Annotated in this window: 11 protein-coding genes; 4 read left to right on the top strand and 7 right to left on the bottom strand. The window is 70.9% G+C overall.

Features of this window, described 5'->3' with window-relative positions; translation table 11 throughout:
- The first annotated feature begins 99 nt into the window (after positions 1–99).
- Together EHO50_RS19675 and EHO50_RS19680 are read left to right on the top strand one after the other, a co-directional pair.
- Positions 100–1,320 (top strand): L,D-transpeptidase, encoded by a 1,221-nt coding sequence (locus EHO50_RS19675; protein ID WP_128431498.1) that lies wholly within the window; start codon positions 100–102, stop codon positions 1,318–1,320.
- 178 nt (positions 1,321–1,498) lie between these two features.
- The gene (locus tag EHO50_RS19680; RefSeq protein WP_128431499.1) at positions 1,499–2,245 is read left to right on the top strand and encodes a DUF6227 family protein; all 747 of its coding nucleotides are present in this window, start codon (positions 1,499–1,501) and stop codon (positions 2,243–2,245) included.
- A gap of 15 nt (positions 2,246–2,260) precedes the next feature.
- Here EHO50_RS19680 and EHO50_RS19685 read toward each other — a convergent pair whose 3' ends face one another.
- The 5 genes from EHO50_RS19685 to EHO50_RS19705 all read right to left on the bottom strand — a co-directional run bounded on the left by EHO50_RS19685 (position 2,261) and on the right by EHO50_RS19705 (position 8,493).
- Positions 2,261–2,515 (bottom strand): hypothetical protein, encoded by a 255-nt coding sequence (locus EHO50_RS19685; RefSeq protein WP_128431500.1) that lies wholly within the window; start codon positions 2,513–2,515, stop codon positions 2,261–2,263.
- Positions 2,516–2,635: 120 nt separating this feature from the next.
- Positions 2,636–4,720: a PTS fructose transporter subunit IIABC gene (locus tag EHO50_RS19690; RefSeq protein WP_128431501.1), complete on the bottom strand. Its 2,085-nt coding sequence runs from the start codon at positions 4,718–4,720 to the stop codon at positions 2,636–2,638.
- Between the two features lie 269 nt (positions 4,721–4,989).
- Entirely contained in the window at positions 4,990–5,937 is a 948-nt protein-coding gene (pfkB, locus tag EHO50_RS19695) for a 1-phosphofructokinase (protein ID WP_128431502.1), read from the bottom strand.
- On the bottom strand, positions 5,934–6,695 hold the full coding sequence (locus EHO50_RS19700) for a DeoR/GlpR family DNA-binding transcription regulator (RefSeq protein WP_128431503.1): 762 nt from the start codon (positions 6,693–6,695) through the stop codon (positions 5,934–5,936). Before EHO50_RS19700 ends, pfkB begins: the two co-directional genes overlap by 4 nt.
- A gap of 235 nt (positions 6,696–6,930) precedes the next feature.
- Positions 6,931–8,493, bottom strand: coding sequence for an MFS transporter (locus EHO50_RS19705; RefSeq protein WP_128431504.1), 1,563 nt, complete (start codon positions 8,491–8,493; stop codon positions 6,931–6,933).
- A gap of 62 nt (positions 8,494–8,555) precedes the next feature.
- Between EHO50_RS19705 and EHO50_RS19710 the strand changes: the two genes are divergently transcribed.
- Entirely contained in the window at positions 8,556–9,530 is a 975-nt protein-coding gene (locus EHO50_RS19710) for a helix-turn-helix transcriptional regulator (protein WP_128431505.1), read from the top strand.
- Between the two features lie 267 nt (positions 9,531–9,797).
- Here the strand turns inward: EHO50_RS19710 and EHO50_RS19715 are convergent, their stop codons facing one another.
- On the bottom strand, positions 9,798–10,400 hold the full coding sequence (locus tag EHO50_RS19715; protein WP_128432478.1) for a TetR/AcrR family transcriptional regulator: 603 nt from the start codon (positions 10,398–10,400) through the stop codon (positions 9,798–9,800).
- Positions 10,401–10,883: 483 nt separating this feature from the next.
- The gene (locus tag EHO50_RS19720) at positions 10,884–11,882 is read right to left on the bottom strand and encodes a sigma-70 family RNA polymerase sigma factor (RefSeq protein ID WP_128431506.1); all 999 of its coding nucleotides are present in this window, start codon (positions 11,880–11,882) and stop codon (positions 10,884–10,886) included.
- Positions 11,883–12,051: 169 nt separating this feature from the next.
- Between EHO50_RS19720 and EHO50_RS19725 the strand changes: the two genes are divergently transcribed.
- Entirely contained in the window at positions 12,052–12,582 is a 531-nt protein-coding gene (locus tag EHO50_RS19725) for a GNAT family N-acetyltransferase (protein WP_128431507.1), read from the top strand.
- Positions 12,583–12,590 lie beyond the last annotated feature (8 nt).

The following is a 12,590-nucleotide window of genomic DNA, read 5'->3' on the forward strand; positions in this document are numbered from 1 at the left end:
GGCATTCACCGCGAACGGCGGGAACCCGGTCCGGTGACGGTGGCCTCTTGCACCGTGGAACGGAACGGATCCCGCAGATCGTAAGAACTGGAGCAGCTCGTGACAACGCCGGACATAGCAGCGCGGCGCGCAGTGGGGGCCTGTGCCGCCCTGATGATCGGCGCCCTGACCCTCACCGCCTGCGGTGGGAGCGCCAACGCCGACCACGAGGACGCCAAGGGCGGGCAGGGCTCGTCCAACACCTCCGCAGCGAAGATCGTGATCTCGGCGAAGGACGGCTCGACAGGCGCGTCGATCAACACGACCGGTGTGAAGGTCAGCGACGGCAAGCTGACCGACGTGAAGATGACGGTGGCGAAGACCGGGCAGGTCGTGCCGGGGTCCCTGTCCGCCGACGGAGGCAGTTGGCAGCCGAAGGAGCAGCTGGAGCGGGGGACGAAGTACCAGATATCGGCCACCGCGAAGGACGCGGACGGGCGTACGGCCGCCGCCGACTCCGACTTCACCACGGTCACTTCGGCCAACAGTTTCATCGGGAGGTACACACCCGACGACGGCACCACGGTCGGTGTCGGCATGCCGGTGTCGTTCAACTTCGACAAGGCGATCAGCGACAAGAAGGCCGTGCAGTCGCACATCGAGGTCACCTCCAGCAGCGGCCAGAAGGTCGTCGGGCACTGGTTCGGGACGCAGCGGCTCGACTTCCGGCCCGAGGAGTACTGGAAGGCCGGCTCCAAGGTCACGATGAAGATCGACCTGGACGGTGTCGAGGGCGCGAACGGCATCCGCGGGGTGCAGAAGAAGACGGTCAGCTTCACCATCGGCCGCTCGCAGGTGTCCACCGTCGACGTGAACACGCAGACCATGACGGTCGTGCGGGACGGCAAGACCGTCAAGTCCGTTCCGATCTCGGCGGGCAGCTCGGAGTTCTCCACCTACAACGGGCAGATGGTGATCTCCGAGAAGTACAAGAAGCTGCGCATGGACAGCCGCACGGTCAACCTCGCCGACGCGTACGACATCAAGGACGTGCCGAACGCGATGCGGCTGACGCAGTCGGGGACGTTCCTGCACGGCAACTACTGGTACAACAAGGGCAACCCGCCCTTCGGCAGCCAGGGCACCAGCCACGGCTGCGTCGGCCTGCGGGACATGCGGGGCGGGCAGGGAGACACCCCCGCCAAGTGGTTCTACGACAACTCGATCCTCGGCGACGTGGTGATCGTCAAGAACTCCCCCGACAAGACCGTCACGCCGGACAACGGGCTCAACGGCTGGAACATGGCGTGGAGCGAGTGGGTCGCGGGCAGCGCCGCGTGATCCACTGAAGTACCGTCCGAGCAGGGATTCTTGACAGTTCGTCGGGCCGCGCGGGAACTTCTCGCGCGGCCCGCGCGTTTTACCGGACGTACGTTTTCTCGGTTCCCGGACATGATGTCCGCCCGAGGGGCTACGGTATGCACCCACAAGGTGACATGCAGCAACGCCGGGAGAAGCCTTGAGCGTTCCGTACGAGACGGCAGCGTACGAACCACCCGAGTCGCCGGAGTCTCCGGAGGAGCACCTCGCGCGACTCCTCGGCCGCGCCCTGAACTCCTTCGAGCTGCCCGACGAGACGATACGGCTGCTCGACTGTGCGCTGGCTCATGACAGTTCGCTGCACTCCGCGCACCACAGCGCGGGGCTGCACCGCGAGACGTATCGGCACACCTGGCTGCTCGCCGACGGCTCGGCGCTCACACTGTGGGAGCTCGTCCACAACACCGCGCAGGGCCGCGCCCCGCAGCACGAGGTGTACGTCGACGAGGAGGAGCTGCGCGCAGCGACCGCCCGGCTGCCGCTGCCGCCGGACGCGCCGGACTTCGAACTGCCGGTGACGGTGCAGCTGTCCCCGATACCCGGGCCCCGGCACGCGTATGTGCCGGACGACTCGGCCGACCACGCGCGCCGCTTACTGCGCCGGGCGGAGAACGCCGACCGGCCGGACGCGGCGACGGCCGCGCTGCTGACCACGGCGTTCGCGCACCAGATCACGCAGGCGTTCGGGCGCCCGGGCCGCGCGAGGCGCCCCGGCTTGTGCTTCTCGCTCTACGAGCACGCCTTCCTGCTGCACGACGGCAGGGAGGTCTCCCTCTGGGAGGTCGAGCACACGGCGACACCGGACGGGCGGCACATGTGCGAGGTGTACGTCAGCGAGGACGCGGCAAGGGATGCGATGGAGCGGCGGGCGGCGCGGGTGTCGTGACGCCGAACCCGTCGTTCAGCGGCCGTTGCTGAGCTGTCGTACCAGTCCCGCGAACGCGTCCCGTTCCGCCGGGGTCAGTTCCACCGCCTCCAACTCGGGGGCGGTCTGCCGCTGGTGCGGGAGCGCGGAGGGAGCCGGGCGCGTGCGCCACGGCGACGACTTGAGGCGGGCTCGGCGCAGGACGCGGGCCAGGCCGATCACCCAGAGCACGGCCGCCAGGGCGAGGACGACCGGCCCCAGCAGCTGGAGGAACGAGACGTGCTCAGGCATGCGCCCCAGTAGACACCACGGTCCGGGCCTTTGGGCCCGGACCGTGACGTATCTCGCAGGTGCCGTGAACAACTCACAGCGCATCAAAGGGACAAGCGGGAGGCTTGCCCGGCGGAGGGCTTACGCCGCCACCGGCTGCTTCGCCTCCGCGGTCGCCGCGGCCGGGGACTCGGCGGCCGCCGTGCCCTCCGGGGCCGTCTTGCGCATGCCCTTCAGGAGGATGACCAGGCCGGCCGTGATCGCCGTACCGACCGCGATGGCCAGCAGGTACAGGAACGGCTTGCCGATCAGGAAGGTGACCCAGATGCCGCCGTGCGGGGCGCGCAGGGTCGAGCCGAACGCCATGGTCAGCGCGCCGGTGACCGCGCCGCCCGCCATGGAGGCGGGGATGACGCGAAGCGGGTCGGCCGCGGCGAAGGGGATCGCGCCCTCGGAGATGAAGGAGGCGCCCAGGACCACGGCGGCCTTGCCGTTCTCGCGCTCGGCCGGGGTGAACAGCTTCTTGCGGAGGAAGGTCGCGAGGGCCATGCCCAGCGGCGGGACCATACCCGCGGCCATCACGGCGGCCATGATCTTCATGGCGGAGTCGCTGGGGGCCGCGACCGAGATTCCGGCCGTCGCGAAGGTGTAGGCCACCTTGTTGACCGGGCCGCCGAGGTCGAAGCACATCATCAGGCCGAGCAGGACGCCGAGCAGGATGGCGTTGGTGCCGGAGAGGCTGTTCAGCCAGTCGGTCAGGCCCTTCTGCGCCTCGGAGATCGGCTTGCCGATCACCACGAACATCAGGAAGCCGACGACCGCCGAGGAGACCAGCGGGATCACCACCACCGGCATGATGCCGCGCAGCACCGGCGGGATGTTGATGCGCTGGATGCCGAGGACCACACCGCCGGCGATCAGACCGGCGACGAGACCGCCGAGGAAGCCCGCGCCGATGGTGACGGAGATCGCGCCGCCGACGAAGCCGGGCACGAGTCCTGGCCGGTCGGCCATGCCGTAGGCGATGTATCCGGCGAGCACCGGGACGAGGAAGCCGAAGGCCGCGGCGCCGATCTGGAACATCAGCGCGCCCCAGCTGTCGAGCTGGCCCCAGTCGAAGTGCTCGGTGACCGACTTGGCCTCGTTGATCTGGTAGCCGCCGATCGCGAAGCCGAGGGCGATCAGCAGACCGCCGGCCGCGACGAACGGGACCATGTAACTCACGCCGGACATCAGCCACTTGCGCAGCTTGGTGCCGTAGCCCTCGCCGGGCTCGCCGGCGCGCTCGACGGGGGTACCGCCGCCGGGCCGGGCGGCCGCGGTGACCTCACCGCGCTCGGCCTTGGCGCGCACCTCGGCGATGAGCTCGGCGGGGCGGTTGATGCCCGCCTTCACGCCGACGTCGACGGTCGGCTTGCCGGCGAACCGGTCCTTCTCCCGTACGGACACGTCGTGGGCGAAGATCACGCCGTCCGCCGCCGCGATGACGGCCGGGTCGAGCCGGGTGAAGCCGGCCGAGCCCTGCGTCTCGACGACGAGCTCGACGCCCGCCTCGCGGCCCGCGTTCTCCAGGGACTCGGCCGCCATGTACGTGTGGGCGATGCCGGTCGGGCAGGAGGTGACGGCGACGATACGGAAGGGGCGGTCGCCGGACGTCTCGGCGGGGGTGCCCTCGGCAGGGGTGGTGGTGCCCGTGGCGGCGTCGGCGGAGGCCGCCACCGACGACGCCACGGAGTCTGTAGGAACGGCGCCGTCAGGCGCGTCGGGGGCCTCGGCCGCCGGGGGCTCCTCGCCCCGGATCAGTGCCGCCGCCGATGCCGCGTCGCCCGCCGACCGCAGCGCGTCCGTGAACTCTGTGTTCATCAGCTGGCGGGCCAGCGACGACAGGATCGTCAGATGGGCGTCGTCCGCGCCGGCCGGGGCGGCGATCAGGAAGATCAGGTCGGCCGGACCGTCCGCCGCGCCGAAGTCGATGCCGGCGGCGCTGCGCCCGAAGGCGAGCGTCGGCTCGGTGACGTGCTCGCTACGGCAGTGCGGGATGCCGATGCCGCCGTCGAGGCCGGTCGGCATCTGTGCTTCGCGCGCGGCCACGTCGGCGAGGAAGCCCTCCAGGTCGGTCACCCGGCCCAGGGCCACCATGCGCTCGGCGAGGGCACGCGCCGCCGCTTCCTTGGTGTCGGCGGACAGGTCGAGATCGACCAGGTCCGCGGTGATCATGTCGCTCATCGCGGGCTCCTTCGCACGCGTATCGCCCGGGGAGTCTGGTGGGCGGTGAAGGGGACGGGGGTGCCGTGGGGGGGCGGCGTGAATGCGGTGGGGGGCGGCGGGGGTGGAGGGGGGTTTGGAGGTGGGGGAGGCGGGGTCGGGGAACACCCGCCTCCCCCGGGCGACAGAGCGGCTCAGGAGGCCCTGCCGTCCGTCGGCGGGCGTGAGTAACGCCGAGCTTCGCCGTTCACGGACCGAATCGGCAAGAAGTGTGACAACCACGACATTCGTCATGACACCGGCTCCTTCAGTACGCGATCCACCGGCACCTCGGCCGTGACCGTCACCGCCGCCATGTCCAGGTCACCCGGGGACGGCATCACGCTGCCTGGGAGCTGCACGGCCGCCGCGCCATGGGCGACCGCCGAGGCGAGGGCCTCCGGGCCGCTGCCGCCGGCGATCAGGAAGCCGGCCAGCGAGGAGTCGCCGGCGCCGACATTGCTGCGTACGACATCGACGCGCGCACTGGCGAACCAGGCGCCCGCGTCGTCCACGAGCAACTGCCCGTCGGCGCCCAGGCTCGCGAGCACGGCGCGCGCGCCCATCTCACGCAACTCCTCGGCCGCCTTCACCGCGTCACCCACGGTAGACAGGGGGCGCCCGACGGCCTCCGCGAGCTCCTCGGCGTTCGGCTTCACCACGTCGGGCCGCGCACGCAGGGCTTCGAGGAGGGCGCGCCCGGAGGTGTCCAGCGCGATCCGCGCGCCGCCCGCGTGCGCCCGGGCGACCACATCGGCGTACCAGGACGGAGCAAGGCCGCGCGGCAGGCTGCCGCAGCAGGCGATCCAGTCGGCGTCGCGCGACTGCTCGCGGACCGTCTCCAGGAGCAACTCCTGCTCGGCCGCAGTCAGTTCGGGGCCGGGCGCGTTGATCTTCGTCAGTACTCCGTCCGACTCCGCGAGCGCGATGTTCGAGCGGGTGGCCCCGGCGACCGGGACCGGCGCCACCTCGATGCCCTGCGCGTCGAGCAGGTCGGCGACGAGCGCGCCGGGCGCACCGCCCAGGGGCAGTACCGCGACCGTGCGCTGCCCGGCGGCCGCGACCGCGCGCGAGACGTTCACGCCCTTGCCGCCCGGGTCCATGCGCTCGCCGGTGGCGCGTATGACCTCGCCGCGGTCGAGGGACGGAACCTCGTAGGTGCGGTCCAGGGACGGGTTCGGGGTGACGGTGAGGATCATGCGCGCACTACTTCCGTGCCGCCGCGCTCGATCGCGGTGGCGTCTTCGGGGCTGAGCCCGCTGTCGGTGATCAGCAGGTCCACATCGCTCAGGTCACCGAAGCGGGCGAAGTGCTCCTGGCCGTGCTTGGAGGAGTCGGCGAGCAGCACCACACGGCGGGCCGCGGCCACGGCGGCGCGCTTGACCGCGGCCTCGGCGAGGTCGGGAGTGGTCAGACCGTGCTCGGCGGAGAAACCGTTGGCCGCGACGAAGAGGACGTCCGCCCGGATCTCGCCGTACGCCCGCAGCGCCCAGGCGTCCACAGCGGCGCGCGTACGGTGCCGTACGCGCCCCCCGACGAGGTGGAGCTGGATGCCGGGGTGGTCCGCGAGGCGGGCCGCGATGGGCAGGCTGTGCGTGACGACGGTGAGGGACGCCTCCAGCGGCAGCGCGGCGGCGAGGCGCGCCACCGTCGAACCGGCGTCGAGGATCATCGTGCCCTCGGTGGGCAGCTCCGCGAGGGCCGCCTTCGCGACGCGGTCCTTCTCGTCGGCGGCCGTCGACTCGCGCTCGGCGAGGTCCGGCTCGAAGTCCAGGCGGCCGGCCGGGATCGCACCACCGTGCACCCGGCGCACGAGCCCGGCGCGGTCGAGGGCCTTCAGATCCCGGCGGATCGTCTCCGCCGTCACCTGGAACTCCTCGGCCAGCGACAGGACGTCCACTCGGCCGCCGTCACGGGCGAGCCGAAGGATCTCCTGCTGCCGCTCCGGTGCGTACATGTCCGTTCGCCTCCGAACTGTGCCCGAACTTGTGGTTTCGCCGGGAGACTACGCCCGGATTTCCAGAAAGTAAACAGGTTCGGGCTCAATCGGGCATGGTCGGGCTTTCGAGCTGGGGAGATACAGACACGGGCTGGGGAGACACGGACGCGGGCTGGGGAGGGGGAGACACGGGTGCGGCGAGACACGGACACGACGAAGGGCCCGGCACCGAAGTGCCGGGCCCCTCCCCCGCTCAGCCCACCAGCGCGGGCTCCTTCTCCTTCTCCGGTGTCGGCGACGGCTCCTCGGCCGCCCCCTCGATGTGCTGCGCCGGGCGCTTCGGCAGCGCGAACATCAGCAGGAAGATGACGCCCATCACCGCGGCCACCCACCCGAGCGCGTGCTGAAAGCCGTCCGCGAAGGCCAGGCCGGCCGCCGTGCGCTCCCTGGCCTCGGCCAGCCGGTCGTCGACGACCCCGAAGAAGACCACCGAGACCAGGCCCAGACCGAGTGCGTTGCCCATCTGCTGGACGGTGCTGATGAGGCCCGACGCCGAACCTGCGTGCTCGCGCGGCACGTCCGACAGGATCGCGTCCGTCAGCGGGGCCACGATCAGGCCCATGCCGACGCCCATGACGACCAGGGGCAGCGCCATCTGCCAGGGAGCGATGGACAGGCCGTAGCGGCCGGACTCCCAGATGTAGAGCAGCACGCCGATCGCCATCACCAGCGCGCCCGCCTGGAGCACCTTGCGGCCGAAGCGCGGGACCAACTTCTGCACGGACAGGCCGGCCGCCGTAGAGACGGCGAGCGAGAACGGGACCCCGGTCAGGCCGGCCTTCAGCGGGCTCCAGCCCAGGCCGAACTGCATGTACAGCGTCCAGACCAGGAAGAAGATGCCGAGCGCGACACCGAAGACGGTCTGTACGGCGATGCCGGCCGCGAAGCTCTTCACCTTGAACAGCGACAGCTCGACGAGCGGGGAGCCGTCACGGGCGGTCTTCCACCTCTCGTACGCCACCAGCGCCGCGAGGACGACGAGCGCGCCGGCCATCGACACATACCCCCACAGCGGCCAGCCCAGCTCGCGACCGCGGGTCAGCGGGTAGAGCAGCATCAGCAGGCCGAGGGTGACGAGGGCGACGCCGACGAGGTCGAGCTTCAGTGCCTTCGGCGCCTTGGACTCGGTGATGAAGCGGCTGCCCAGGATCAGGCCCGCGACGCCGACCGGGAGGTTGATCAGGAAGATCGGGCGCCATTCGAGGCCGAAGAGGTTCCACTCCGTGAGGAGTGCGCCGAGCAGGGGGCCGGTGACCGCGCCGAGTCCGACGACCGCGCCGAACAGGCCGAAGACCTTGCCGCGTTCGTGCGCGGGGAACGTGGCGTGCACGATCGACAGGACCTGCGGGACCATCAGCGCCGCCATCGCGCCCTGCAGGATGCGGGAGGCGACCAGCATCTCCGGGTTCGCGGCGAAGCCGCACAGCGCCGAGGCGAGGGTGAAGCCGCCGATGCCGACGAGGAACAGCCGCTTGCGGCCGTGGATGTCACCGAGACGGCCGCCGGTGATCAGGCCGGCGGCGAAGGCGAGGGCGTAGCCGGCGGTGATCCACTGGATCTGGCCGAAGGTGGCACCGGCCTCCCGCTGGATCGACGGGATCGCGACGTTGACGATCGTGACGTCGACGAGATCCATGAAGGCCGCGGTCATCACGATCGCGAGGGCGAACCAGCGGCGGCGGTCGCCTGCGGCGGGCTTTGCGGGCGGTGTACTGAGGTCCGTCACGGATGCGGGTTCTGTCTCGGTTGAGGTCATGGCCTGAAGCTATTCCTTCAATAGGTCAGATCGTGTCCTACTTCTGCGGCATCCTCGGATTCATGACGACGGATACTCCGGCACGGCTCCTGACGCTCCTCTCCCTCCTCCAGACACCCCGCGAGTGGCCCGGCGGCGAGCTCGCGGACCGGCTCGGGGTGTCCCGGCGCACCGTGCGGCGGGACATCGACCGGCTGCGGGAGCTGGGGTATCCCGTGCAGGCGACCAAGGGGGCCGACGGTGGTTATCGGCTCGTGGCGGGCAAGGCGATGCCGCCGCTCGTGCTGGACGACGAGGAGGCCGTGGCCATCGCGGTCGGGCTGCGGGCCGGGGCCGGGCATGCCGTCGAGGGGGTGGAGGAGGCGTCCGTGCGGGCGCTGGCGAAGCTGGAGCAGGTGCTGCCTGCCCGGCTGCGGCACCGGGTGACCACGCTCCAGGCCGCGACTACGCCGCTGACCAGCGGGGACGGGGCGAGTATCGCGCCCGAGACGCTGACCGTGATGGCGTCGAGTGTGGCGGGGCGGGAGCGGCTGCGGTTCGCCTACCGGGCGGGGGACGGGACGGAGTCGCGTCGCTTGACCGAGCCGTATCGGTTGGTGTCCACGGGGCGGCGCTGGTACCTCGTCGCGTACGACCTCGATCGGGGGGACTGGCGGACGTTCCGGGTGGACCGGGTGAGCGAGCCGTTCGCGACGGGGGCGCGGTTCGCTCCGCGGGAGTTGCCGACGGGGAGTGCGGCGGAGTATCTGCGGCAGTCGATGTGGCGGCGGCAGGAGACGTACGACTTCTCGGTGACGTTCGAGGCGCCTGCGGAGTTCGTCGCGGCTCGGTTGCCTGGGTGGATGGGGGCGCCGGAGGCGGTCGAGGGTGGGCGGCGGTGTCGGTTGCGGGGGACGGTGGGGGACTCGGTGGAGTGGATGGCGGTGCGGTTGGCGATGGTGGACTGCGAGTTCGTGGTGGAGTCGCCGGAGGAACTGGTGCGGTGTGTGCGGGGGTTGGGGGGGCGGTTGAGTCGGGCGGCGGCCTCCGGCGGTTGAGCGGGGATGCCTGCGGCGGCCTCCGGCGGTTGGGCGGGGATGCCTGCGGCGGCCCGTTGCTGTTCGGTGGGGGTGCGCGTAGCGCCCACAGGTCGGTGGGTGGGTCGGGGCCGCGCCGGGGGGTGTCCGTCCTCGGACCGGCGGTCCCCTTAAGTCAAGAGGTACTGCGTGTTGACGCCGGCCACTGCGGGCGGACACCCCCCGGCACGCCCCCTTCCCGCCGTGGGCGGGCGCGGGCCCGTGGGGGTGCGCGCGATTCCCGCTAGTTCACGCCGGGCGCGGGCCGACCGTGATGTCCTCCCATGGGAAGTCCCTCAGTGCCGCCAAGTTGTGCATCGCCAGGGCCGCCGGGCCCTGCGGGCCCTGTGCGGGGGCGTCTCCCGCTGCCCAGGTTTCTACGGCCACGCGTACGGCGGCGGCTGCCACGGCTGCGGCGAAGCGGAGGGCGGGGGTGGGCTCGGCAACGTTGTCGTGGCTCCTGCTTGCCAGTACTTCCGCCAGCCTTGTCTCCGCTTCGTGGCACACCTCCGCCCACACCTTGCGCAGGGCGGGGCTCGAGTCGGCGAGGCGGACCAGTGTGCGGGCCCACTCCCAGGAGGGTGCGGAGACTCCGGCGTCCGGGGTCAGGGTGTGGTGGGCTGCGTGTTCCAGGGCTTGGGGTACGGGCAGTTCGGGTGGGGCCGTGCGGACTGCTTCTGCCCAGCGGTCGGCGCCGACCGCGTAGAGGGGGGCCACCGCCTCCTCCTTGGTGGCGAAGTAGCGGTAGAAGGTGCGCGGCGCTATGCCGGCGGCCTGGGCGATGTCCTCGGCTCGGGTGGCCCGTAGACCCTGCTTCACGAAGAGGGCGGCAGCGGCGCGGGCGATCTCCATGCGGGTCGCCGCCTTGCGTCGCTCCGTGAGGGACAGGGAGGTGGCGGGGGTGGGGCTGCTCACGTTCGGCAGGCTATGCCTGTGTGGCACAATCTGCCATTCGGGTGGGCCACCCCGTGGTTCAGGTACGGGGTGGCCCACCCGTCTCCATGCCCGGTGACCGAAGAACGAGCCGGGCCCCGGCACCCAGGGGGGATAGGCGCCGAAGCCCGGCTCGGGGAGAGTCCCGGCGCCGGGGGGAGTGCGTCGGGACTTGGTCTGTCGGTACTCGGTGTGGTCGTGGTCGGCTGCTGGAGCGCCGTGGTCCTTGTCCGGGGGGCCTGAAGGCCGTCGCCTCAGGAGCCGAACTCCCTTACCCGGAAGTCTTGTTCCCGGTGCCCCGCGCCTTGAAGCGGCGTTACATCGCCATGTTTGCGCGGTCTTTGGCCACCCGGCGTACGCGCCCGCACGGGTCGTACGCCCCCGCCGCCGCGGCCGCAGGGGCTACGCGGCCGCGTCGAAGCCGGTGCTGCGGGCCAGCTTCTTCAACTCCAGCAGGGCGTGCTTCTCGATCTGGCGGATGCGTTCGCGTGTCAGGCCGTGCTCCTTGCCCACCTCGGTCAGGGTGCGCTCGCGGCCGTCCTCGATGCCGTACCGCATCTTGATGATGGAGGCCGTGCGCTGGTCGAGGCGGCCGATCAGGTCGTCCAGTTCCTCGCTGCGCAGGAGGGTCAGGACGGACTGCTCGGGGGAGACCGCGGAGGTGTCCTCGAGGAGGTCGCCGAACTGGGTCTCGCCCTCGTCGTCCACCGCCATGTTCAGCGAGACCGGGTCGCGGGCCCAGTCCAGGACGTCGATCACGCGGTCCGGGTTCGAGCCGAGCTCGGCGGCGATCTCCGCGGGCTCCGGGTCGCGGCCGTGCTCACGGTTGAACTCGCGCTGGACGCGGCGGATGCGGCCCAGCTCCTCGACCAGATGGACGGGGAGGCGGATGGTGCGGGACTGGTCGGCTATCGAGCGCGTGATGGCCTGACGGATCCACCAGGTCGCGTACGTCGAGAACTTGAAGCCCTTGCGGTAGTCGAACTTCTCCACCGCGCGCACCAGGCCGGCGTTGCCCTCCTGGATCAGGTCGAGGAGGGGCAGGCCGCTGCGCGGGTAGCGGCGGGCCACGGCGACGACCAGGCGGAGGTTGGAGCGGATGAAGATGTCCTTGGCCCGCTCGCTCTCGGCGACCAGGGCCTGAAGCTCCTCGCGGGTGGCGTCCGCCTTGGCCTCCTCGTAGCCGTCGAGGACCTGCCTTGCGAACACACCCGCCTCGATGATCTGCGACAGCTCGACCTCTTTGGCTGCGTCGAGCAGCGGCGTACGCGCTATCTCATCGAGGTACATGCCGACCAGGTCGCGGTCCGCGATCTCGCCGCCATGGGCGCGAACGCTGCTTGCCGCGTCGGCGGTCCCGCCGGTGGCGGACTGACGACGGGCGACGGCACGGGTTGCCATGCGTGCTCCCTTGCGATGTGGACTGGCGGGTGGTTCTTGAACGCTTGGGACTCTCCTCGAGTGCCCGCCGTTCGATGGAAACAACGACTGGAATCAGGACAGAATTCCCAACCCGCCCCTCTATTTTTCTGATCTTGCAGTACCCTGTCCGACCACATGGGGAGGCACGATGCCGTCGGCACGTACAGAGGTGCAGGTCAGACCGGGAGTCGAGAGTGACCTCGAAGCCCTCACCGACATCTACAACCACTATGTACGTGAGACGCCCATCACATTCGATACCACGGTCTTCACGCCGGAAGAGCGCCGCCCTTGGCTGCTCTCCCACCCTGAAGACGGCCCGCATCGACTGATGGTTGCCGTGGAGACCGGCTCCGGGGGCAACTCACAGCGGATTCTGGGCTACGCCACATCCAGCGGCTTCCGGGCGAAGCCCGCCTACGCGACCTCCGTCGAGGTGACCGTCTACCTCGCGCCGGACGCCGGCCGGCGCGGCGTCGGCACCCTCCTCTACAAGGCCCTGTTCGAGGCCCTGGAGGGCGAGGACCTGCATCGCGCCTACGCCGGGATCGCCCTGCCGAACGAGGCGTCGACGCGACTGCACGAGCGGTTCGGCTTCCGGTACGTCGGCACGTATCGCGAGGTGGGCCGCAAGTTCGGCCGGTACTGGGACGTGGCCTGGTACGAAAAGGAGCTGTAGCGTCGGCC

This window comes from Streptomyces cyaneus, from assembly GCF_004028635.1.
Taxonomy (GTDB): domain Bacteria; phylum Actinomycetota; class Actinomycetes; order Streptomycetales; family Streptomycetaceae; genus Streptomyces; species Streptomyces cyaneus.

Excerpts from the sequence above, each read along its gene's own strand:
- EHO50_RS19685 (WP_128431500.1), bottom strand. The coding sequence starts at position 2,515 with ATGCCTGAGCACGTCTCGTTCCTCCAGCTGCTGGGGCCGGTCGTCCTC.
- EHO50_RS19690 (WP_128431501.1), bottom strand. The coding sequence starts at position 4,720 with ATGAGCGACATGATCACCGCGGACCTGGTCGATCTCGACCTGTCCGCC.
- pfkB (WP_128431502.1), bottom strand. The coding sequence starts at position 5,937 with ATGATCCTCACCGTCACCCCGAACCCGTCCCTGGACCGCACCTACGAG.
- EHO50_RS19700 (WP_128431503.1), bottom strand. The coding sequence starts at position 6,695 with ATGTACGCACCGGAGCGGCAGCAGGAGATCCTTCGGCTCGCCCGTGAC.
- EHO50_RS19705 (WP_128431504.1), bottom strand. The coding sequence starts at position 8,493 with ATGACCTCAACCGAGACAGAACCCGCATCCGTGACGGACCTCAGTACA.
- EHO50_RS19710 (WP_128431505.1), top strand. The coding sequence starts at position 8,556 with ATGACGACGGATACTCCGGCACGGCTCCTGACGCTCCTCTCCCTCCTC.
- EHO50_RS19715 (WP_128432478.1), bottom strand. The coding sequence starts at position 10,400 with ATGGAGATCGCCCGCGCCGCTGCCGCCCTCTTCGTGAAGCAGGGTCTA.
- EHO50_RS19720 (WP_128431506.1), bottom strand. The coding sequence starts at position 11,882 with ATGGCAACCCGTGCCGTCGCCCGTCGTCAGTCCGCCACCGGCGGGACC.
- EHO50_RS19725 (WP_128431507.1), top strand. The coding sequence starts at position 12,052 with ATGCCGTCGGCACGTACAGAGGTGCAGGTCAGACCGGGAGTCGAGAGT.